Below are 22,952 nucleotides of genomic sequence, written 5' to 3' on the forward strand. Positions count from 1 at the left end.
ACAGTGGAGGAATGGTTGGTAGCGGATTGGCTAACATTTAATCTTCGTCGGGCCAGTGTGCTTTTGGGTATCTAAAGCCAGTGCACCCTTTTTAGGGCTTAAACAGGACTGTGCTTTTTGCGTATCATCTGCCTGAGGTGGTTTAACCAGATAGCAAAGTGCCGCAATCAACAGCATACATAATCCTTTTAGGAAGAGGCTAAGAAAGATTAGTTGTGCTTTCATCGTTCGGTTGTCGTCAACAGGTAAGGCTGTAATACCTACTACCAAGATTGTGCCATCTAGTTAAGTTGCTGATTTGTAGTGTGTTAACCTGTTTGGGGTGTCCGCTATCGGACAGGTCTTGTACGGGGGTGGACAGCAAGGTGGAGCATTGGGCGATGGGCCTGGGGCATAGGGTAAGGGGGTAGTTGTCGCAATGACCCTTTACCCTTACCCCCATGCCCTATGCACTTCATTCCGTTTTAAGTGATTTTACGGGATTGACCAACGCGGCTTTGATACTCTGGAAACTGACCGTTAAAAGGGCAATGCCAATGGCAAGTAACCCTGCCAGCACGAAGACCCACCACTGAATGTTGACCCGGTAGGCAAAATCTGCCAGCCACTGATTCATGGCCCACCACGCAATGGGACTGGCCAGCAGAATCGCGATTAGTACAGGCTTCAGGAAGTCTTTCGAGAGGAGGGTAACGATACTTGAAACGGATGCCCCCAGCACTTTCCGAACACCGATCTCTTTCGTCCGTTGTTCGGCCGTAAAAGCTGCCAGCCCAAACAGACCCAGGCAGGCAATCAGAATAGCCAGTGCCGAAAATACCAGTACCACCTGGGCTGTACGTTGCTCCGACCGATAGAGCGTATTCAGAAACTCATCGAGGAAGGTGTATTCGAAAGCCGAATCGGGCATGTCTTTCTGGAAAACAGCTTCCAGCTGGCGCATGGTCTGGCTCAATTGGGCCGTACGGGTTTTAATCAGCAGATACGGACGTGATTCGGTATCGGCATTATGGAAGGCGTAGGCACCAATCGGCGTATGCAGCGACTGAAAGTGAAAATCGTCGACAACACCGATGATTTCGGCCCGATCCCAGCCAAATAGATTATGGGCTTTCTGGCCGATGGCTTTCTGTGGGGTAAGGCCCAGGTAGTCGACGGCTTTTTTGTTCAGAACAACCTGTACAGTGGTATCTTTTTCATCTTTGATGGCTGGTAAGGTATGCCCGGCCAGAAGCTTTAGGCCCAGCACATCCATAAACTCCTTGCCAACCCGATTGGTCTGAATAGCCATGCCTTCGCTGGAATTAGTCGAACTGCCGGACCGACTGAGAGTCCGGCCACTTGCCCCGCGTCCGGGAAAGGTTTGCGCCCGACAAACTTCGACCACGCTGCTCAGGCTTCGGTAATCGTTCATGAGGGCGTCGATCTGCGTTTTGTCCTTCGCGGCTGAGGTCATGACGGCCACAACCTGAGTTGGTTCATACCCCAGTTTCTGCGCCTGAATAAACTGCAACTGCTGATAGAAAATAAACGTACAAACCATCAGAATGACCGAGGCAGCAAACTGGATCACGACCAGCGACCGCCGGAACAAACCCGCGCCCGACTGGTTGCGGAAGGTGGTGCTGAGCAGGTATTTGGGCGAAAACGACGATAGGTAGAACGCGGGATACGAGCCCGCAATGAGCGTAATCAGTAAACCGATCAGCAACAGACCTACAATCACTTCGGGGGTCAGCAGGGCCGCGAAAGGGATTTGCTTGTCCGTCATCTGATTGAAAAGCGGAAGCCCCAGGGTAACCAGGCCAATCGCCAGGGTAAGTGCCAGGGTAACCATCAGGCCAGTTTCCAGATAAAAGCGTGTAATGAGATGTCCTGCCGATGCCCCAACCGTTTTGATAACACCCACTTCCCGGAAACGAATCTGTGCTTTGGCCGTGGCCAGATTCATGTAGTTGATCGACGCAATCAGCAGAATGACGATGGCGAGAATAAGCAGAATTTTAACCTGCCGCAGGTCGCCGATGCGGGTGGTATTGGCATTGGTCATATCGGCCGAGTACAGGTGAACTTCGGTAAGCGGCTGGAGCCATATTTTGTACCATTGCTCGGCTTTGGGTACGTTTTTGTCCACAAGTCCCACCATCTGACCTTCGACCTGGGTTTCCTGGGCCTGCGGGCTGAGTAGCACATAGGTTTCGAAACTGGCATTGCTCCAGCTTGGATTTTGAGCCCAGCGCACACTGCTGAACGAGCCGATCATGTCGGCATCCAGCGTCGAGGTGCCAGGAAAGTTTTTGTAGACCCCCGTTACTTCCAGCGTGTCTCGGTTATCGACGTACAGGATTTTTCCGACCGGGTTATCGCTGCCGAAATACCGTTCGGCCGTTGACTGGCTCAGCACCACCTTGTGCGGGCCGTCCAGCACCGTTTTGGGATTGCCTTTTGTCAGCTCAACGTCGAAGATATCGAACAGGCTTCCATCAGCCCAGTAAAAATTAGTTTCGGCAAATTTCTTATCGCCCGATTTGATGAAAGCCGTCTCACCGAAATTATGACGCAGCAAGCGGACCTGTTGCTCAACGGTGGGAATGTCGGCCTTAAGTGCCGGACCAACGGCATTGGGCGCGTTGGCCCAGTTCATGCTTTTGCCATCGAACGTGGCCGTTAATCCAACCCGGAAAATTCGGTCGGCTTTGCTGTGGTGTTTGTCGAACAGAAGTTCATCTTTCACATACAGCATAAGAAGCAGGGCAACGGCTAATCCGGTAGCCAGCCCAAGCAGGTTCAACGAAGTGAACAGGCGGTTTTTTAGTAATCCACGCCAGGCGATTTTGAGGTAGTTCTGGAGCATAGGGCAAAGAGGAAGGGGCAGAGAGCTTGGGGTAAGGGGAAGAAAGGGAGTAAGGGAAAAAAAGTTGGACCCGAAAATCCTTTCCTCCCTTTCTTCCCGCTCCTCCCTCTATTCCGTTTTAAGTGATTTCACGGGATTGACCAACGCAGCTTTGATACTCTGGAAACTTACAGTAAGTAACGCAATGAATAGCACTAAGGCAAATGGTAGGGCAAACAGCCACCACTGGATCGTTGTTCGGAACGCATACCCCTGGAGCCATTGACTGATCGCATACCAGGCCAACGGCGTTGCCACGACAAAGGCAATCAAAATCAAGATGGCAAATTCGCGGTAGAGCATCTGCACAATCTCAGCGACCGAAGCCCCCAGTACCTTCCGAATACCGATTTCTTTGGTGCGTTGCGCAGTAGTGAACGAAGCCAGTCCGAACAATCCCAGGCAGGCTACCAGAATGGCCAGTCCCGTAAACAAGCCGAATACCTGCCCAAATCGCTGATCGGCTCGGTACTGTTCGTTAAAGCGTTCATCCAGAAACGAATATTCGAACGGATTGCCGGGGAAAAAGTGATTCCACTCGGTCCGAATGGTGGTGATGGTGCTGTTGAGTTCGCTGGAAGCCAGTTTGATGGAGAAATAGCCTCGCACATCGGGAATCAGGCGGAGAATGAGTGGTTCGTAGGCATCCCGTAACGACTGCTGATGAAAATTGTCCGTAACCCCGACCAGCGTAAAGGTTTCGCCCCAAAACTCAATCTGTTTGCCAATGGCATCCTCGGGCCGGTTGAAACCCAGTTGTTGCGCAGCTTTTTTGTTGAAGATGAGTGCCTTGGGGTCGCTGCCAAACTCTTTGGCGAAGTTGCGTCCGGCCAGTAATTTCAGATCGAACGTTTTCAGGAAATCATAGTCGACGCCAATAATCCGATATTGTTGACTTTTGCTTTCGTCGGTTCCCTTGAGCCGGATACCGCCCGCATTCCAGTCGGAAGCCTGACCTGGTACTACCGTCGAAGCCGCAATGGACTGAATACCGGGACGACGCAGGAGTTCATCTTTAAACGCCAGCATCTGTCGCATAAAGGTAGAGTCGGTTTTGACGATGGGTGGGTTAATGACCAGCGTCTGGTCGATGTTCAGGCCCAGGCTTTGCGCCCGCATGAATTGAATCTGATGAAAAACGGCCAGCGTACCGACCAGCAAAAACAGGGAAGCCGCAAACTGGAACACCACCAGCGATTTACGCAGTAAAATACCCTGCGATGAGGTACTAACCTTCCCTTTCAGCACCGCCACGGGCTTAAATCCTGATAGCACAAACGCCGGATACAGTCCCGAAAGAAAAGCCCCGATGAGAAACAGTCCGATCAGAGGCAACCAGAAGGTGGGGCTCACTAATAGGGAGAACGACATCTGCTGGCCCGATACCTGATTGAATAGCGGGATCGATACGGCAACAATCCCCAAAGCCAAAACCACCGCCAGGCCATTGAGTAAGACCGATTCGGTCATGAACTGCCGAATGAGCTGACCACGTAGCGACCCTACCGCTTTCCGAACCCCCACTTCTTTGGCCCGGTTGATAGCGCGTGCCGTGGCCAGATTGATGTAGTTGACCCAGGCAATGACAACGATGAAAAACGCAATGCCCAGCAGTAGATAGACCGTGTTGCCGTCGCCATTGGGTTCGGCTTCTTCCATAAAATGAGAATACAAATGGATGTCGCGCAGGGGCTGAAGTTTATAGACCGCATCGGCATCGTATTTCTTCAGTTCAGCCCCAATAGTTTTCTGAATATAGGGCGCAAATTTGGCTTCAAGGGCGTTGGGGTTAGTATCGGGCCGAAGCAGCAGATACGATAGCGCACCGTCCCACATCCAGGCCTGGTCGGGGTTATTGTCCTTGCCAACCTCCTTGATGAAGGTAACGTGCGGAATTAGCAGATCGGCATGGAGGTGTGTGTTGGCAGGCATATCCTGATACACACCCGTAACCTTAACGGCCCGCTCCTGATTGATGCGAATGGTTTTGCCCATCGGATTTTCGTTGCCGAACAACCGATGCGCGACCGATTCCGACAAAGCAACGGTATTCGGTTCGGCCAGTATGGTATTCACATCACCAGCAATCAGCGGATAGGAAAAAATCTTGAAGAACGATTCGCTGGCAATAAAGACCCGCTCAACCTTCAGACTTTTCTCGCCATAGTCGGCAATGACTGCCCGACGTTTCAGCACTTTTACATAATCCTCAACCTCCCCAAAGGCCGCCTTAAACGAGTTGCCAGCCGCCTGAGCACCACCCGCCCATTGCGTACTGAGTTTGCCCTTGTCGTACCGATCCTGCAGAACACGGTAAATCCGGTTGCCCCTGGTATGAAAATCATCATAACTCAGTTCAAACGAGACATATTGCAGAATGAGCACACAGGCGGCAATGCCGATGGCCAGTCCCAGAATATTGATAGCCGAAAAGGCTTTGTTGCGGACCAGATTCCGCCAGGCGATTTTGAAATAATTTTGAAGCATAAGGCAAAGGGAGGAGCGGGAGGAAGGGGAGAAGAGGGACGAAAGGGTATTTGGAAAATCCTTCCTCCCTTTTGCCCCATTCCTCCCGCTCCTCCATTATATTTATTCACTCCGCAAAGACGTAATCGGATTCGCCAACGCTGCTTTGATCGACTGAAAACTTACAGTAAGTACAGCAATACCTACGGCCAGCAGTCCGGCTACCACGAACATCCACCATTCAACATCGATTTTGTAGGCAAACTCCTGGAGCCAGCGATTCATTACATACCAGGCAATGGGCGATGCTATCACAATGGCGATCAGGACCAGTTTCAGGAAATCTTTCGAGAGTAAGGCAACCAGCCCTGGTGTTGACGCTCCCAGTGCTTTCCGAATGCCGATTTCTTTGGTCCGCAACCGGATTACGTACATCGCCAGCCCCAACAAGCCCATGCAGGCGATGAAAATGGCGAGCAGGGCAAACACCCCAAAAATCCGCTGGGCTACCTGTTCCGATTTATACAAGTCGCTCCAGTCGGCCGTTAGGTATGAGTAATGAAAAGGCTGATCGGGTAGGTAGTGTTTCCAGACCTGCTCAATCTGGCCAACAACGGTGCCTGGATTATCGGCCCGGACCCGGACGGCCATCTGATTGTCGGTTCGGCGGAAAATCCGGTTGTTCAGAATAAATAGCGGGCTAATGCGTTGGTGCAGTGATCCGAAGTGGAAATTGCGGACTACACCCACGATGGTATATGTGACGGGTGGGCCATTCTGCTGGGTGAAGTTGTCGGGGCTGGTAATCTGTTTGCCAATCGGGTCGAAAAGTCCCATCTGCCGGGCGGCTTCTTCATTGAGAATCACCGAAAGCGAATCGTCGAACTGTCGGCTGAATGGGCGTCCGGTCAGTAGGGTCATCTGCATGGTCTGGAGATACTGTTCATCCACCACACAACCTTTTCCGGTCACGGTCTCGTTGTCGCCATTCTTACGGAAGGTTATACCGAAAAAGCCTTCTTCGCCCGGAGCGCTGCTGGTACCGCCCACACTGGCCACGCCCGACAGTTTGGCAACTTCCTGTTTGAAGGCTTCGGTATTGTTGCCCAGAAAAAAGGCGCTTTTGATCGTAACGACGGATTCTTTGGTAAAGCCCAGCTCTTTCTGCTGAATAAAATTCAACTGGCTGAACACCACGATGGTGCTGACGATCAGGAGTACCGAAATGGCAAACTGAAATACGACCAGTCCATTTCGGAGCCAGTGTCCCTGTTTGGTTGATGAAAACCTGCCTTTCAGCACTTTGATTGGCTCAAACGCCGATAAAACTCCGGCCGGATAACTGCCAGCCAATAAGCCTACGGCAACAGCGCCCCCGATCAACAAGGGTAATGTTTCCCAGCGTACCAGCGAGCTTAACGTGAGTGACTTACTTGCTAAGGTATTAAATGGCGTAAGCAGGGCAGAAACCAGTAATCCGGCAATGATCAGACTAAATAAGCTCAGTAAAACGGATTCAGTCAGGAATTGGGCGGCCAGTTGTTGTTTAGTTGACCCCAACGATTTACGAATCCCGACTTCCCGCGCCCGCTCCGACGACCGAGCCGTGGCCAGATTCATGAAATTGATACAGGCGATCAGCAGCACAAAAGCGGCAATGATCGAGAAAATAGACACCAGCGACCGACTGCCATTGGGCTGGTATTCGGCCTCCAGGTGTGAGTCGAGGTGAATGGAAGGAACAGGTTGCAGGAAATAATAATACCCGTTTCCAGCTTTCACGTAATCGCGATACGAAACCCCGAAAGTGCGTTCGATTTCGCCAGCCGCGTACTTCTCGACGACAGCAGGCAGCTTGGCCTGGACAACCTCCCGGCGTGTGTTTGGTCGCAGAAGCAGGTACGTATGGGCGGCAAAACTGATATGATTGGGCTGCTCGGCCAGTGGGAACCCGCGCGTCGACGACAGGAAATTATAGGAAAAATGGGCATTGTGCGTAGGATCTGGACAAATGCCCGTCACTTCGAGTTTCGGCCCTTGCACAATCTCAACTATCTTCCCGATGGGATTTGTTGAGCCAAACAACCGTTTGGCGGTGCTTTCGGTCAGCACAACCGTATTCGGTCGGCTTAGCGCCTTCCCGGCCTGCCCCCGCAGTAGCGGAATCTGGAAGACCTGAAAAAATGTAGAATCAACCGCTAGAAACCCTTTTTCTTCGAGTGTTCGCCCGTTCAGTTTGAGTAAGGTAGGCTGGTTGTTGCCGAAGGTAAATACCCGTGTCGTCTGCTCAATTTCCGGTATTTCCTTCTTCACCGACTGTGCGTAGGAAGGCGGAATGATCGCATATTTTGTGCTGCGGCCCGGATAGATCCGTTCCAGCGCCATGCGGTAGATACGGTTACCGTTGGGCCAGTGTCGGTCATAACTCAGTTCATCCGTCACATACAGAACGATCAGCAGGCAACAGGCCATGCCAATCGCTAAACCGGCCATATTAATGGCTGTGTTGACTTTGTGCTTCGCCAGATTGCGAAGAGCGATTTTGAGGTAGTTACGAAGCATGGGGCAGAGGGGAGGAGAGGGAGTAAGGGGAAGAAAGGGAGGAGGGGGAGTAAGGGGAAGAGAGGGAGTAAGGGGAAGAGAGGGAGGAAAGGATTTATGGGGTCCAACTTCTTTTCCCTTTCTTCCCCCTCCTCCCCTTACTCCCTCTCCTCCCTCCTATTCCGTTTTCAGTGATTTAACCGGATTCATCAACGCAGCTTTGACACTTTGGAAACTGACCGTCAGGAGGGCAATGGCTACGGCCAGTACACCCGTCAGGGCAAACATCCACCATTCAATGTTGATCTTATAGGCGAAATCTTCCAGCCACTGGTTCATGGCGTACCAGGCAAGGGGTGAGGCAACGACCAGGGCTATCAGTACCAGCTTTAGAAAATCTTTTGACAGGAGCGTTACGACATTGGCCGTTGAGGCACCCAATACCTTTCGGATGCCGATTTCCTTGGTGCGTCGTTCGATGGTGAACGTAGCCAGACCCCACAGCCCCAGGCAGCATATAATCAGGGCCAGTCCCGCAAAGACCCGGAGCAGCGTAAACTGACGAGACTCTTCTTCATACAGCTTTTGCAGGCTCTGATCCAGGAATTCGGCTTCAAAGAGCGAGTTGGGGAAATACTGCTTGTAGACCCGTTCAATGGCTGCCAACGTCGTCGGGAGGTTGGTCGGTTGCAATTTCAGACCGGCAGTAAAATAATAATCCGGGAAGTTCAGCATGATGACTGGCTGAATGGTTTCGCGCAATGAGCTCGCGTGAAAATCGCGGGTAACTCCCACAATTTCAGCCGTTATGTCGTTCAGGCCGATCTTTACCCGGCGACCCAGCAGTTTTTCGGGGCTTGCATACCCCAACGATTTAGCAAGCGCTTCGTTGGCTACAAAGACATACCGGCGTTGCTCAAATGGAATCTTTTTGGAGAAGCCCAGCGTATCGGCGTCGGTGAAGAATCGTCCGGCGGCCAGTTTTACCCCGTAGGTTTGCAGGTAATTGGCATCGACCACTTTTACGTTGACATTGATCCGCTGGGTCGGATTGGCCGGGTCGGGGTGCATACCCGTTGTGAAGTTGTTGCGCGAGGTGGGAGCACCAATGGCAAACGAAAGCTGCTCAACACCCGGAATTTCGCGGAGCGAATGCCGGAAGGCCGCCGTATTTTTATCCGTATCGGGTAGGGGAATGGTCACAACGGCATCCCGGCTGAAACCCAGATCTTTTTCCCGGAACAGTTTCATCTGCTGATAGATGACCAGTACGCCCACCGCCAGAATGATCGAAACCGAAAACTGGAAAACCACCAGCCCCTGACGAATCCAGCGTTGGCTGCCCCGGCCTACCTCAGCGCGGGATTTCAGCACTTTTACGGGTTTTAGCCGGGCCATGAAAAAAGCAGGGTACGTACCCGCCGACAGGGTAGTCAGGAAAGCCAGTGTCAGGATGAAGCCAGCGATCATTGGTCCGTCGAATGCCATCTGCTTCTGTAAATAACTGTTGAGCGATGGTAGAATCAGGTACGCGAGGAATATAGCCAATCCGGCCGAAAGCATCGACAGCCAGAACGCTTCCCCCAAAAATTGACCGACCAGTTGATTGAATGTAGCGCCAATCGCTTTCCGAACCCCTACTTCTTTGGCTCGTGTTGTAGCGCGTGCCGTGGCCATATTGACAAAATTGACGCAGGCAATCAGTAGTACAAACACACCAATGATACCAAAAACCCACAGGTAAGTGGGGGCAATGGGTGGCACATAGACCGTACCCTCAAAGTCGGGGTTCAGGTGAATATCTTCGAGCGACTGCAAGACCAGATGCCGTTGGCTACCCGTCTTGTTTTCGTCTGCAAAATACTTTTTCGATGCGGTTGCCAGTCGGCTCGCGTACTGTTCTGGCTGTCGGCCTTCGGGCAGAAGCGCATAGACGCTACCCGCTGATCGTAAGCCCCACTGCGTAATATCCCAGGACATATACGACTTCAGGGTCTTGTACGAGACGATCATGCTCGCGTTCAGGTGCGTTTGGGCGGGCATATCGGCCATAATGCCTGCTACCCGAAGCATGGTCGTTTGCCCCAGCTTAAAGGTTTTGCCAATGGCGGCCGTTGTACCAAAGAAATTACGGGCGGTGCTTTCGGTCAGGATCACCTGATTGGGTTGGTCCAGAATCGTGTGCGGATTACCGACCCGCATGGTCAGGGCAAACAGGTCGAATACCTGTGGCTCAGCAAACAGCACCCGATCTTCCGACACAATTTTGTCGGGCGATAACACGACCGAGGTATTTTCTTCGGCGTGGATACTGGCGACAACGGGCCAGTCTCGGAAATCGGTGCGGATGGCCGCTCCAAGGGGGTAGGGCACAATACCCGATTTTTCGGTTTCATTCCCCGTTTTTGTGATTTCGTTAACGCGGTAAATCCGAGTACCCAATGGATGGAATCGGTCGAAATGCCATTCGTAGTGAATAAACAGGCCGATGAGCAGACAGGTCGTCAGGCCCAGCGTGAGTCCGATCAGATTGATGCCTGTAGTAGTCGGGTATTTCGTCAGATTCCGCCAGGCGATTTTGAGGTAGTTCGTTAGCATGGGGCAAAGGGGTAAGGGCAGAGGGTAAGGGGCATAGGACAAAGGGGTAGGTTTCAGAGTGGCCCTTACCCCTTTGCCCTATGCCATTTATTCCGTTTTCAATGATTTAACTGGATTCACTAAAGCAGCTTTGATACTTTGGAAACTGACCGTGGCGAAGGCAATCAGAATCGCCAATAGGCCTGCCAGTGCAAAAATCCACCAGTCGACGGTGGTTCGGTAGGCAAAGTCTTCCAGCCATCGGTTGGCGGCATACCAGGCAATCGGGCAGGCAACCACGAACGCAATCAGTACTAACTTCAGGAAATCTTTCGAAAGCAGGACAACGAGGCTGTTTACGGACGCGCCCAGTACTTTCCGGACGCCAATTTCTTTGGTCCGTTGTTCGGCCATAAACGTGGTCAGGCCAAATAAGCCCAGGCACGCAATCAGAATGGCCAGCGCTGCGGCCGTGATAAAGATCTGGCCGTACTGCTGCTCCGCTTTGTATTGTTTGTCGTAATGTTCATCGACAAAAAAGTACTCGAACGGATTGCCGGGAAACAGCTGTTTGTAGAGCTTTTCCAGTCCGCTGATTTTAGCCTGCATCTGATCGGTGGCCAGGCGGAGCGTATAGTTGCTGGCAGGATAGCCGGGAAAAATAAGCAGGGGTTGAATCGCTTTCTGGAGTGATTCGTGGTGGTAGTCTTTCAGAACACCCACGATCTCGAACGCTTCACCGAATTTTACGTTCTGCCCCACGGCCGCCTTTGCTGAGCTGAATCCCAATGATTTAGCGGCCTTTTCATTGATCAGCACCCGGAGGGCTTTCATCCCCTGGTCGCACATGTCGGGTGTGAAATTCTGACCAGCCGCCAGTTTGATGGCATAGGTTGGCAAATACCGATCGTCGGCATAGGTGATGGCGTAGCTTTTCTTTTCGTCGCCGGGTGCTGGATTCTGACGGGTAATGCCATCAGCGTTAAAGTTGTAGAAGGCTCCCGGCACACTGCCCGAGTTGCAATAGGTTTCGACATACGGTAAACGGGCAAGTTCATTACGGAACGCCGTTCGGCCAGCGCGTCGGGCTTCTTCGTCACCGACTTCAGCGCCTTTGATAACCAGTAACTGCTTCATGTTCATACCCAGGTCCTGATTCTGCATAAACGACAGTTGTCGATACAGGACAACCGTAGCCACAAGGAGCAGGATCGAAATGGCAAACTGGAACACGACCAGCCCCTGGCGAACGGACGTGGTAAAGCTGAGTGACCCCCGACCCGATTTGCCCTTGCTACTCTTCAGCGCATTCAGAATCGAAAAACCCGATAACACAAAGGCCGCGTAGCTTCCCGACACCAAGGCGCCAATAACGACCGCCCCTAAGCCAACGACCCAGAACTGATTTTCCTGAAAAACACGAAGCGAAAGTTCCTTGCCGACCAGGGTATTAAAAGGTCGTTGCAGCAACATAATGAGTCCGAAAGCGACCAGCAGCGCCAGTAGGTTCAGCAGTACCGATTCACTCAGAAACTGGCTGATGATCTGCCCCCGGTTGGCGCCAACTACTTTGCGGACGCCCACCTCTTTCGAACGTTTCATAGCTCCCGCCGTCGACAGGTTGATGTAGTTCAGCCAGGCAATCGTCAGAATCAGTAACGCAATACCACCCAGCAGGTAAATGAATCCAAGTTTGGCTTCGGTGGGTCGATTATCGCTAAGCCCGTCGCCCAGATGTACGTACTGGATGGGCTGTAAAGAGAAAAAAACCTTCAACTCGGGTCGGGCTTTCCGAAGCAGTTGCTGTGCGTTTTGAGCAAAAGAATCCTGATTGGCCTGTGGTTTGAGCTGCACGATCGTTTGTGAAAAAGCGCCCTGCCAGGCATCCAGTCTCGCCCAATCATTCCCATTCCGACCAGCGGGCGTTGCGAGGGTCGAGAGTGAGTACACCATGTCGAACTGTAGGTCGGAGTTGGCTGGTACATCGGCAAATACACCCGTAATGGTATACAGGGCTTTTCCGAACTGGTTGTTGAGTGTCAGCGTCTTGCCAACGGCATTGGCTTTTCCAAAATACGTTCGGGCTTTGGTTGCCGAAATCGCAACCGTATTGGGCTGGTTCAATGAGGCCGAACCGGCTACAATCGGAAAGGAAAACATTCGGAAGAAATCGCCGTCGGCTGTGAGGGCATTTTCTTCCTTGAAGGATCGAGTGCCATTGGCCTTGTCGGGGAAGGTGACAATACCTCTATGCACTTCAGCCAGTCGACATACGGCAGCGACATCGGCGAAGTTTTGTTTCAGAGCCGGGGCAACAGCCGACGGGACGTAGGATTCAGGGTTGCCCGACTCGCCATCCTGAAGCAGGACGCGATACAGGTGAGGAAGATTCGCGTGAAACTGGTTATAGCTTTTCTCGAAGCTAATGTATTCCAGAATCAGCACAAAGGCAGCGATCCCCATAGCGAGCCCGGCAACATTGATACCTGCGAAGACTTTGGCTTTCCACAGATTACGCAGGGCGATTTTTACGTAGTTAAGAAGCATAGGACAGAGGGATAATGGCATAGGGTTCGGGGCGTTGGGTATGGTGTCGGAGTAACCCCATGCCCAATGCCCCGAACCCTATGCCATTCATTCCGTTTTCAGTGATTTAACTGGATTCATCAAGGCGGCTTTAACACTCTGGAAACTAACGGTAGCAAAGGCAATAATCACGGCAAGCAGCCCGGTCAGCGCAAAAACCCACCATTCGATATCGATTTTATACGCAAAGTCGGAAAGCCATTTATCCATCACCCACCAGGCAATTGGGCTGGCGATCAGGATGGAGGCAACAACCAGTTTCAGGAAATCTTTTGACAATAACGTGACGATGCTGGTGACGGAAGCCCCCAGCACTTTGCGAACGCCAATTTCTTTAGTCCGTTGCTGGATGGTCAGCAGGGCTATGGCAAACAGACCCATGCAGGACAGGAGAATGGCAATACCGGCCGCCGATGAGAAAATTGTGGCCAGCCGTTGCTCGCGTCGATACCAGCGTTGGGTGTTCTCGTCCAGAAACGACCCGATGAATTCCTGTTTGGGGGCAATGCTTTTCCAGGTAGCCTTGATGGTTTCCATAGCCCCCGCCAGATTTTGCGGATTCACCCGGATCAGGATGTAGTGAATTGGGTTGTTGGCCTGCATCTGGAGCGTAATAGGCCGGGCTTCCTGGTGTAATGAATACAGATTAAAGTCCGACACCACGCCCACAATCTGGAATTCTTTATTATCGGGCTTGATAAACTTGCCTACCGGGTTTTTCTCGCCCAGAGCTTTGGCCATGCTTTGGGTGATCAGGATCGACGAACTTGAATCGGTGCTGAAACGGGTACTAAAGTCGCGACCTTGCAGAAGTTTGATGCCCATCGTTTTCAGATAGTCGGTATCGATTCGGAGCCAGTCGCAGGCTACATCCCGCTGCCCGTACCGGAAACCATAGACCATTCGCGACGAACCGCCATCCAGCCCGGCCCCAATGTTGACTCCCGAACCCGATACGGCTACGATATTGGGCTGATTGGCCAGCCGGGTTCGCATTGTTTTGAGTACATCGGTGCCATTTAATTCATTGCCCACCGGAACGCTGATGACCTGCTCTTTATCCAGACCCATCGGTTTTTGCTGGAGGTAGCTGATTTGCTGACGGATAATGAGCGTACAAACAATGAGCAGGCAGGCAATCGTAAACTGGGTTACAATCAGTGAATTGCGCAACAAGCCCGGACGACTCACCTTCAGGGTTCCTTTCAGCACCTCTACGGCATTGAACCGAGTAACGAACCAGGACGGGTAGCCACCGGCAATTAATGTGATCAATAAAAAGCTCAATCCGGTCACGGCCAAAATGGACGGTGTCAGGAAGTCGGCCAGAGTCAGGCTACTTTTGAACAATCGGTTGAAAGTAGGCAGTAGGCCGTATGCCATGCCTAATCCAATGAATAGGGCAATGGCGCATACCAATACCGTTTCGCCCCAGATCTGCCCAAACAGTTGCCCCCGTTTTGCCCCCAGCGATTTACGGACCCCTACTTCACGGGCTCGTGTGAGCGATTGGGCAATGGTCAGGTTGATAAAATTGATGCAGGCAATGGCCAGAATAAACAGACCGACCATCAGCAGCGTAACTACATACGTCCGACTAATACCCATACCCTGGGTGGTTTCGGTATCGAAATGGACGTTGAGCAGCGGCTGAAACAGCAAACTTTGCTGAAAACCTAATTCGTTTTTGGGCCAACCCTGCTTTTGCCGCTCCTGAATATCGGAAGCAAAATATTTGTCCATAAACGCCTGTGTCCGTCGCTGAAGCGTTTGTGGATCAGTGCCGGGTTTGAGCTTGATATACACATGGTGGTTTCCGTGGTCCCAGCGGCTTTTAAACTCCTGATAATCGCCAGCGTTTTCACTACGAATCAGCGCATCGTATTCGAACGTCGAGTTTTTTGGGGCATCACTTAGCACACCTGTTACGGTGAAAGCCTGCCAGGCGTTGTTGAATCGTAGCTGGAGCGGTTTGCCGATGGGGTCTTCGTTGCCGAAAATCTCACGGGCCATTTTTTCGCTGATGACAATGTCGCTCAGGTTGCTCATGGCCGTTTGTACATTGCCCTTCAGGAGTGGAAATGTAAACATCGTCAAAAAATCGGCGTCGGCCATCCGCACATCTTTGTTGTACGTCTGGTCGTTTCGCCGGACGCTGGCACTCCGATCAAACCAGCGGGTCACGCCTTCGATTTCAGGAAATTCGGCTTTGAGCGATGGCGCAATTGGGTACGGCATTGTTGCCCCTTTGTCGGATGAGCCATCGCGGTTCGACGACAGGAAGTAAAGCCGGAAAATTCGGTTGGCATCGGCATGAAACCGATCGTACGATAGTTCAAAAGCCGCTGTCAGAAACAACAGCACGCCCGTACCAAACGCTACCGACAGGCCGATGATGTTGATGAAGGTATGCGTCCGGTTTTTCCAGAGGGTGCGGAAGGCGACTTTCAGGTAATTGCGGAACATAATTTTTTAGTAAATTTGGTAAAAATCGTTACATATGTATTTTCCAACCACAAACCCACTGGTACTTGCTAACGAAGATCAGGGCGTATGGGCACCCGCCGATCATCAGCGTATTATCTCCAAGTTGACCATTGGTTTGGGTGTTCTATACCATCATAAAAAAGCAATCCAATTGGAACCCCTGCCAGAGACGATGCTTGATGATACGAAAGCGAGTCCGGTGCCCGATCTATCACTGGTTGATACTACAACTGATGAAACACCAATCATTATTGAGGTCTGCAAAACGAATGGACAAAAGGGTGATATTCAAAAAATTGTACAACTTATTGATGATAACCTGTATGGCATTCGTGAAGGATTTATCTATAACTACAAAACGCAGCAGTGGTACCGCTACCGCTTTGGCGATGGTGGCCTCATTGCTGAATCATCCTTCTCCGAAATCCTCCAACTGGATCTGAACTCCTTTCTCTGAACCTGGATTTATGTGATTTAACTGACCGACTTTGATGATGCCTTCTTCGAAGGCTGTTAAAAAATCAAAGTCGGTCAGTTAAATCACATAAATCCAGGTTCGGATTACTCACTTCGCAAACTCGTTACCGGATTCATGGTGGCGGCCTTTATGCTTTGATAACTGACCGTCAGAAAGGCAATTACAACAGCCAGTATACCCGCAGCCCCAAATAGCCACCAGCTTAGTGGCGTCTGGTAGGCAAAGGTATCGAGCCACGTACTCAACGCCCACCACGCCAGGGGCGAAGCCAGCACCAGCGCAATAACCACCAGTTTCAGAAAGTCTTTCGATAACAGCCCCACGATATTCGATACGCTGGCTCCCAACACTTTTCGAACACCGATTTCCTTAGTCCGCTGCTCAGCCGTGAAGGCCGCCAGGGCAAACAGGCCCAGGCACGAAATCAGAATGGCCAGTGCGCCGAAGTAATTGATTAGCTTATTGACGACCTGCTCAGACCGATAGAGACTCTCATATTCTTCGTCCAGGAAATGGTAGTTGAACGGATAGTTCGGGTTAAATTCTTTGGATAGTTGTTCCAGATCGGCAATAGCCTGCTGGGTTTGGCCAGCGTGTGTTTTCACCAGTAAGTAGCTGGTATTTCGGGTGTCGAAACAGAGGATCAGGGGGGTGATGGCCTGGTGCAGCGAATTGATATGGAAATCTTTCATCAGCCCAATTACCTGGCCTTTGCCCGGCCAGAAACTAACCTCTTTGCCTACCGGATTTTTAACCCCCATCAGTTTGGCAGCTGCTTCGTTGACGAGGTAGCTTGTGGAATCGGCAAGGCTTCCGTTTCGGAAATCACGGCCATCCAGCAACTTGATGTTGAGTGTTTTGATGAAGTCACTTCCTACAAACATGCAGGAAACATTGGTTTCCAGTTTAGGATCTTTTCCGGGCCAGGTCAGATCGCCCGATGAACTCTGTATATTCACGGGCAACGACATGGTGGTGGTAGCCGAGGCAACAGCCGGCTTTCGCATAACTTCCTGCCGGAACGCTTCTACCTTTTTGGGCTGAGCAATTTCGCCCTCCAGCGGTACGTAAACCACATTTTCGCGATCAAGACCCAGGTTTTTGGTGCGCAGATAATTCATTTGTTTCCCGATCGCCAGCATACCGACAATCAGGAAGATCGAAAGCGAGAACTGAAAAACAACAAGCACACGTCGGAAAAGGGCCGGGCCTGAGCCAAACTGTAAGCGCCCTTTTAGCGTCTTGATCGGCTGTAACGACGACAGGAATAGGGCTGGATAACTGCCCGATAAAAAACCAGTGATCAGTACCAGCCCGATTAGGATAAGCCAAAGAGCGGGTTCGGCAATGTTGAGCGTCAACTGTTTACTAAATACCTCGTTGAACGTCGATAATACACTCCAGACCATGCCTATTGCCAGGATAGCCGCCAGTAAACTGGTTAAAATTGACTCGCTCAGAAACTGACCGACGAGTGCCGAGCGCATGGCGCCCACTACTTTCCGAACCCCTACTTCCTTCGCTCGTGTGGCCGAGCGGGCCGTGGCCAGATTCATGAAATTGATGCAGGCGATCAGCAGTATAAATAGCGCCACAATGGAGAAAACAGCGACGTACCCAATCCGACCCCCAACGCTCTTGCCATTTTTATATTCGCTGTACAGGTGCAGGTCCGTGATGGGTTGCAAGGTAGGGCGGGCCGTTTCGAAGTTTTTTCCGGCAAAGCGCGGATAAATACGGGACAGGGCCGCCTGAGCTTGTGCAACAGTCGTATGAGGCTTCAGTCGGACGTATGTGTAGAAGGAATTGTTGCCCCACTTTTTCATCCAGTCCTGCTCCTGCACTTTCCAGTTCACCAACCAGTCGAATTGCAGGGTAGAATTGGCCGGGAGATTGTCAATGACAGCTCCGACGACGTAAAATTTGTCGTTGTCTAACTGCAATGTTTTACCAACTGCCTGGCCATTCGGGAAAAATTTCTCGGCTACCTTACGGGTAATGACAATCTGGTTGGTCTGATGCAGGGCAGCTTTGGGATTGCCATACAGGGTGGGTAAATCGAATACACCGAAGAAGTCGTCGGTGGCAAAGTGCCCTTTTTCCTTGGCCGCTTTTTCGCCGACTTTAATGAGCAGTTCCGGTCCGTAATTGATCTTGGTGACCGAAGCTATTTCGGGGACATCCTGGGCAATCGCTTCCTGCAAAGGGCCGGGAGTCACCGAGTTGGTCACCGTGTCGCCTGCCTGGGTTGGAAAATTAACTCGTACAAAATGGATGGCCTCTGCGTTGGGCAGGAAACGATCGTAACTCAGTTCGTCGCGGACCCACAGACCAATCAGCAGACTACAAGCCATGCCCAGCGCCAGCCCAAATACATTGATAGACGAGTAGAGTTTGTGTTTCAGCAAACTCCGAACGGCGATTTTTAGGTAATTGCGAAGCATAGAAAGTCTGGGTGGCCTTTGTTTGAACCGCTCCGGCGGGCCACCGGAGCGGTTCAGATTATACGTGGAAATTCTCCGTCACCACTTTACCATCGAAGAGGTTGACGATGCGATGGGCAAAACCAGCATCGTAAGGCGAGTGGGTTACCATGATGATGGTGGTGCCTTCTTCGTTCAGTTCGCCCAGAAGCTTCATGACCTCTTCGCCATTTTTCGAGTCGAGGTTCCCCGTCGGTTCATCGGCCAGGATCAGCTTGGGTTTGGCGACAACAGCGCGGGCAATGGCGGTACGTTGCTGCTGACCACCGGAGAGCTGCTGCGGAAAGTGGTTGCGCCGGTGCATGATGCTCATCCGTTCCAACGCTTCTTCTACGCGCTTTTTCCGTTCATCGGCCGGGGTTTTCAGGTACAACAGAGGGAGTTCGACGTTTTCATAAACGGTTAGTTCGTCGATCAGGTTAAAGCTCTGGAACACAAAGCCAATTGAGCCTTTTCGGAGCTGAGCCCGTTGACGTTCGGTCATTTTGGCAACCTCTGTGCCATAGAAGTTATACTCACCTTCGCTCGGATTGTCCAGTAAGCCGAGGATGTTGAGCAAGGTCGACTTGCCACAACCCGAAGGGCCCATGATGGCTACGAATTCGCCATCTTTAACTTCCATGTTTATCCCATTGAGGGCGGTGGTTTCTACTTCTTCGGTAGCGAAGAGTTTTTGAAGGTTAATTGTCTGGATCATTGTTTTTTAAGGAGGAAAGGGAGGAAAGGGAAGATGGGACAAAAGGGAAAAACAAATACATATATTTAGTCCGTACTTACCTAACTCCTGATTTCATGGCTAAAGTTGAAAAGTTTGAAGACCTGTTAGTTTGGCAAAAGGGCTTAGCCCAGGCAATTGATGTATACAAATTACTTGCTGATTGCAAAGATTATAGTTTACGTGACCAAATGCGTCGTTCATCCGTTTCTGTTCCTTCAAATGTGGCAGAAGGATTTGAGCGACATACGAACAAAGAGTTCATTCGATTTCTACGTATTGCCAAAGGCTCTAATGGCGAATTACGAACGCAAATCCACTTAGCGATTGGGGTAGGTATACTCTCATCCAAATCTGGTGATGAACTGCTTGCAAAGAGTCGAATCATATCGTCGATGTTGCAAAATTTAATCAAAACGAGGATGGAGAAATTTAACTAGAGTGGAAGAGGGGGAAATAAAGGGATGAGAGGGAGAAAGTATTTTTGTCAAAATCTTATATGCCTGTCTTCCCTCTCGTCCCTTTATTCCCCCTCCTCCCTTTTCTCCTTAAAATTCCAACACCTCATTATCACCAAAATTTTCATAAGAACTTGTAATGACTTGCTCGCCCGGTTCGAGGCCACTCAGCACTTCGTAGAACTCTGGATTTTTGCGACCCAGCGTGATTGATCGTTTAACGGCCCGTTTGCCCGACTTGTCGACGACATACACCCAGTTGCCCCCTGTGTCAGAAAAGAAACCGCCAACAGGCAGTAGTGTCGCCTTAGCGGCTTTACCTAACTCCAACTGAATCGGCGACGACTGACCCCGCTTGATCCCTTCTGGCGTGCCTTTCGGGAAAATCATATCGACTTCGAACCGACCATTTTTTACTTCGGGATACACCCGGCTAATTTCCAGTTCATGGTTTTTGCCGTTGAATTCAAACGAACCTTTCAGACCCGAAAATACCCGGCTGATGTAGTGCTCATCAATACCCACCCGCATTTTAAAGCCATTCAGGTCATCGATCTGGCCAATATTCTGGCCACGGTTGATGTTCGACCCAACTTCTACATCGATGCTTGACAACTGCCCCGAAACGGGCGCTTTCACGACGAGGTTATCCAGTGTCTGTTGCCAAAGAGCGACATTTCGCTGTGTACGTTGCAAGGTGCCTTCCAATTGTTTGATTTGCGCCTTGGCATTTTCTTCCTGATACTTCTGCGTTTCGATTTCAATAGTCCGCTGGCTCATCAGCCGATCATAGGCCCGCTTTGCTTTCAGATAATCTTCTTCCGAAACGACTTTATCTTTATATAGCTTCTCCTGGCGTTCGTAGGTGTCTTTGGCCTGAGCGATTTGGGCATCAACATCGGCCAGGGTTTTGCGCAGGGTAAACCGTTCGATCTGAATCCGCTGGCGGGTATTTTGCAGGTCGTTGACAAGTCGGTTGGCTTCCGTTTCTGATTGTAGGAAGCTCAGTTTGAGGCTCTGGTTTTCCAGTTTGAGCAGTACTTCGCCTTTCTGAACCATGTTGCCACCTTCAACCAGTTTCTGGGTCACATAGCCCCCTTCGATGGCATCGAGCCGGATGGTTTTCAGCGGTTGAACAACACCCGTAACAGCAATGAAATCCTCAAACGGGCCCGTAGTGACATCCGATACGGTTATTTTATCTTTTTCAACATTCAACTTCGAACGTCGGTCGGCAAAGAAAAACGTGTAGGCTAGCAAGCCTACCAGAAGGGCACCACCACCAAAAATGGCAATGCGTTGTGTTGTCCAAAATCGTTTAGGTAAGACGCGATCCATTGTTACTTAATTGTCAATGAGTGAATTAGTTAATGAGCGATTCAATTCGCCGATCCCATTGGCTACTACATCCTGTGCCAATAGTCATGCCAGATGGAATGGGGTCTTGATAATCAATAGTTTAACTTTTGTAGAACATAGCCGCTTGTCCGCTTTCGGACGGGTTTTGTCCGCTTTTGGGAGCGGTTAATCAGCCTGTCAGCTACTCGGTTGCTTCTGCCAGTATGTAGGGGGATAAAGTTTGCGAACGCGTAGCCGGATTCAGAAAATCGTACGTAAGCTGACTAACGTGAAAATACGGAAAAACAGCTAGTGTGCGAAGTGTAAATCCCCGTTTGCTGAGTGAGTCGGCATCTTCGGCTGTAAGGAATACCTGTTTTTTTCCTGAATGGAGCTGTTTTCGTAGTGTAGAGTCGGTACGGGCGTAGTGAGTGGGGGCGTCGGCGTAGAATTCGTATGACCAGAAGCTTCCCCCGCCTACGCCACTACCGGGTTCGTACAGAATGGTAGATTGTTTGGCTAGTAAGGGTTGTTCATTCGCGTAGCGGGCGGCTGTCATACCCGCCTGATACTGTAAAAATGTAGGATACAAGAATAGGTTTAGGGTAACGGCCAGGACCAGCATGGCTCCCGTCATACGACCCATGAGCGATTCGAGCGAATTCTGCCGGAAAAAATAGAACGTTGCCAGCGTAATAAGAACAACCCATACGATTGCACTAACCATCTGGGCGGGCTGCACAAGCAGCAACAAACCAATAGCCAGGACCGTTATGAGTAGCCCAATGACCGTTTGCCCGATAGTCCACCGACGTGCCGCAATAGGAACCAGCCTGACCAGGTATTGAGCCGTCAGGATGGCATAGAACGGGAACACAATGTTCAGATAATGGGGAAGTTGAAAGCCCGACAGCGAAAACAGAGCAAACGTAGCCAGCCCGGAACCTAGCGAAACGTATTCAGGCAAAGCGTTCTGTCGCTTGATTAACCGCGTAACGGCCTGACCAACGCTTACGTATAGGGGCAGCGACCAGGGTAAAAATGCCCAAAGCAGTGTATGCACGAAGAAGAATTTATCCCCTTCGCCTTTTATCGGCCCTGTATTGAAAAAACGCCCGAACTGACTGTCCCAGAAAAAGAACTTGACGCCCGATACGCCTGTCTTGCCAAAAACGACCTTTTCGGGATGAAGATCGAATTGCTGATACAGGCAATAGATTTCGGGTAAAGTGAAAACAACAGCCAGTACAACAGCCAGATACCAGCGCCCGTGGAGCAGTTCACGCCAGTGACCCGTCAGGAGCCAATGCAGAATCAGTCCTGCTCCAATTGGAATCAAAACAAAAACGCCTTTGGTCATCAGGGCACAACCCGTAAGCAGTGAACCCAGTAGGAGATGATAAAACCGACCACCCAGAAATACCCGGTAAAAGTGGTAGACAGGGCCAATAATCAGCGGCATTAGATAAGGCTCGGCCCGTACGTCGCTATTGGACAGCACACCATGGAAAGCCGTTAGCAGCACTAAGGTAGCCACCTGAGCCACTGCTTTTGAGTAGGTGAGTCGGGCAAAATGATAGGTATAGACAACGCTACTCAGGAAGGCAAGCAGGGCCGGGAACTTATAGCCAAAGGTATTTACGCCAAAGATCCGGTAACTTAAAGCCGCAATCCAGAACGGGAAATGGGGCTTGTCGAGCCAGTCCGTACCTACCGCATACAGGTTCACAAAATCGCCGGTTTGCGCCATCTGTTTGGCAATGCAGGCATACAGCGCCCCGTCGAGTTCCATAATGGGTGGGAAGAGGCCGGTAGCATTCAGGAAAGTGCCGACAGCCACCAGGGCATAAAAAAGTCGGTCATTTATTGGCATTGGCTGGTCACTTTGGGTCATTGATGAATATAAAATGAGAGTTCATGAATGCAATCG

General features: G+C 51.0%; 13 protein-coding genes. 2 read left to right on the plus strand and 11 right to left on the minus strand.

From position 1 onward, the window contains the following. Nucleotides 1–30 precede the first annotated feature (30 nt). The 7 genes from B153_RS38155 to B153_RS0100870 all read right to left on the minus strand — a co-directional run bounded on the left by B153_RS38155 (nucleotide 31) and on the right by B153_RS0100870 (nucleotide 15,529). Nucleotides 31–225 (minus strand): hypothetical protein, encoded by a 195-nt coding sequence (locus B153_RS38155; RefSeq protein ID WP_020594752.1) that lies wholly within the window; start codon nucleotides 223–225, stop codon nucleotides 31–33. A gap of 229 nt (nucleotides 226–454) precedes the next feature. Next, the gene (locus tag B153_RS0100845) at nucleotides 455–2,854 is read right to left on the minus strand and encodes an ABC transporter permease (RefSeq protein ID WP_020594753.1); all 2,400 of its coding nucleotides are present in this window, start codon (nucleotides 2,852–2,854) and stop codon (nucleotides 455–457) included. Nucleotides 2,855–2,962: 108 nt separating this feature from the next. Continuing rightward, nucleotides 2,963–5,380, minus strand: a complete 2,418-nt coding sequence (locus B153_RS0100850) for an ABC transporter permease (RefSeq protein ID WP_020594754.1) — start codon at nucleotides 5,378–5,380, stop codon at nucleotides 2,963–2,965. 102 nt (nucleotides 5,381–5,482) lie between these two features. Continuing rightward, the gene (locus B153_RS0100855) at nucleotides 5,483–7,921 is read right to left on the minus strand and encodes an ABC transporter permease (RefSeq protein WP_020594755.1); all 2,439 of its coding nucleotides are present in this window, start codon (nucleotides 7,919–7,921) and stop codon (nucleotides 5,483–5,485) included. A gap of 156 nt (nucleotides 7,922–8,077) precedes the next feature. Then, nucleotides 8,078–10,498, minus strand: a complete 2,421-nt coding sequence (locus B153_RS0100860; protein WP_020594756.1) for an ABC transporter permease — start codon at nucleotides 10,496–10,498, stop codon at nucleotides 8,078–8,080. Between the two features lie 87 nt (nucleotides 10,499–10,585). Continuing rightward, entirely contained in the window at nucleotides 10,586–13,024 is a 2,439-nt protein-coding gene (locus tag B153_RS0100865) for an ABC transporter permease (RefSeq protein WP_020594757.1), read from the minus strand. An 87-nt stretch (nucleotides 13,025–13,111) separates the two neighbouring features. Beyond that, nucleotides 13,112–15,529, minus strand: coding sequence for an ABC transporter permease (locus B153_RS0100870; protein WP_020594758.1), 2,418 nt, complete (start codon nucleotides 15,527–15,529; stop codon nucleotides 13,112–13,114). Between the two features lie 34 nt (nucleotides 15,530–15,563). Between B153_RS0100870 and B153_RS0100875 the strand changes: the two genes are divergently transcribed. Further along, entirely contained in the window at nucleotides 15,564–16,007 is a 444-nt protein-coding gene (locus B153_RS0100875) for a hypothetical protein (protein ID WP_020594759.1), read from the plus strand. A gap of 104 nt (nucleotides 16,008–16,111) precedes the next feature. Here the strand turns inward: B153_RS0100875 and B153_RS0100880 are convergent, their stop codons facing one another. Both B153_RS0100880 and B153_RS0100885 read right to left on the minus strand, forming a co-directional pair. Then, nucleotides 16,112–18,472, minus strand: a complete 2,361-nt coding sequence (locus B153_RS0100880) for an ABC transporter permease (RefSeq protein WP_020594760.1) — start codon at nucleotides 18,470–18,472, stop codon at nucleotides 16,112–16,114. Nucleotides 18,473–18,530: 58 nt separating this feature from the next. Further along, nucleotides 18,531–19,208, minus strand: coding sequence for an ABC transporter ATP-binding protein (locus B153_RS0100885; RefSeq protein WP_020594761.1), 678 nt, complete (start codon nucleotides 19,206–19,208; stop codon nucleotides 18,531–18,533). Nucleotides 19,209–19,303: 95 nt separating this feature from the next. Here B153_RS0100885 and B153_RS0100890 point away from each other — a divergent pair, with 95 nt between their 5' ends. After that, nucleotides 19,304–19,666, plus strand: coding sequence for a four helix bundle protein (locus B153_RS0100890; RefSeq protein ID WP_026261819.1), 363 nt, complete (start codon nucleotides 19,304–19,306; stop codon nucleotides 19,664–19,666). A 108-nt stretch (nucleotides 19,667–19,774) separates the two neighbouring features. On the opposite strand, the gene B153_RS0100895 is transcribed toward B153_RS0100890, so the two are convergent. Next, nucleotides 19,775–21,022: an efflux RND transporter periplasmic adaptor subunit gene (locus B153_RS0100895; protein WP_020594763.1), complete on the minus strand. Its 1,248-nt coding sequence runs from the start codon at nucleotides 21,020–21,022 to the stop codon at nucleotides 19,775–19,777. Between the two features lie 202 nt (nucleotides 21,023–21,224). After that, entirely contained in the window at nucleotides 21,225–22,916 is a 1,692-nt protein-coding gene (locus B153_RS0100900; RefSeq protein WP_020594764.1) for an ArnT family glycosyltransferase, read from the minus strand. Between the last annotated feature and the right edge of the window lie 36 nt (nucleotides 22,917–22,952).

Source organism: Spirosoma panaciterrae DSM 21099 (assembly GCF_000374025.1).
Lineage (GTDB): Bacteria > Bacteroidota > Bacteroidia > Cytophagales > Spirosomataceae > Spirosoma > Spirosoma panaciterrae.

Bases quoted from the DNA above. Each gene is read 5' to 3' on its own strand.
- B153_RS38155 (WP_020594752.1), bottom strand. From the start codon at position 225: ATGAAAGCACAACTAATCTTTCTTAGCCTCTTCCTAAAAGGATTATGT.
- B153_RS0100845 (WP_020594753.1), bottom strand. From the start codon at position 2,854: ATGCTCCAGAACTACCTCAAAATCGCCTGGCGTGGATTACTAAAAAAC.
- B153_RS0100850 (WP_020594754.1), bottom strand. From the start codon at position 5,380: ATGCTTCAAAATTATTTCAAAATCGCCTGGCGGAATCTGGTCCGCAAC.
- B153_RS0100855 (WP_020594755.1), bottom strand. From the start codon at position 7,921: ATGCTTCGTAACTACCTCAAAATCGCTCTTCGCAATCTGGCGAAGCAC.
- B153_RS0100860 (WP_020594756.1), bottom strand. From the start codon at position 10,498: ATGCTAACGAACTACCTCAAAATCGCCTGGCGGAATCTGACGAAATAC.
- B153_RS0100865 (WP_020594757.1), bottom strand. From the start codon at position 13,024: ATGCTTCTTAACTACGTAAAAATCGCCCTGCGTAATCTGTGGAAAGCC.
- B153_RS0100870 (WP_020594758.1), bottom strand. From the start codon at position 15,529: ATGTTCCGCAATTACCTGAAAGTCGCCTTCCGCACCCTCTGGAAAAAC.
- B153_RS0100875 (WP_020594759.1), top strand. From the start codon at position 15,564: ATGTATTTTCCAACCACAAACCCACTGGTACTTGCTAACGAAGATCAG.
- B153_RS0100880 (WP_020594760.1), bottom strand. From the start codon at position 18,472: ATGCTTCGCAATTACCTAAAAATCGCCGTTCGGAGTTTGCTGAAACAC.
- B153_RS0100885 (WP_020594761.1), bottom strand. From the start codon at position 19,208: ATGATCCAGACAATTAACCTTCAAAAACTCTTCGCTACCGAAGAAGTA.
- B153_RS0100890 (WP_026261819.1), top strand. From the start codon at position 19,304: ATGGCTAAAGTTGAAAAGTTTGAAGACCTGTTAGTTTGGCAAAAGGGC.
- B153_RS0100895 (WP_020594763.1), bottom strand. From the start codon at position 21,022: ATGGATCGCGTCTTACCTAAACGATTTTGGACAACACAACGCATTGCC.
- B153_RS0100900 (WP_020594764.1), bottom strand. From the start codon at position 22,916: ATGACCCAAAGTGACCAGCCAATGCCAATAAATGACCGACTTTTTTAT.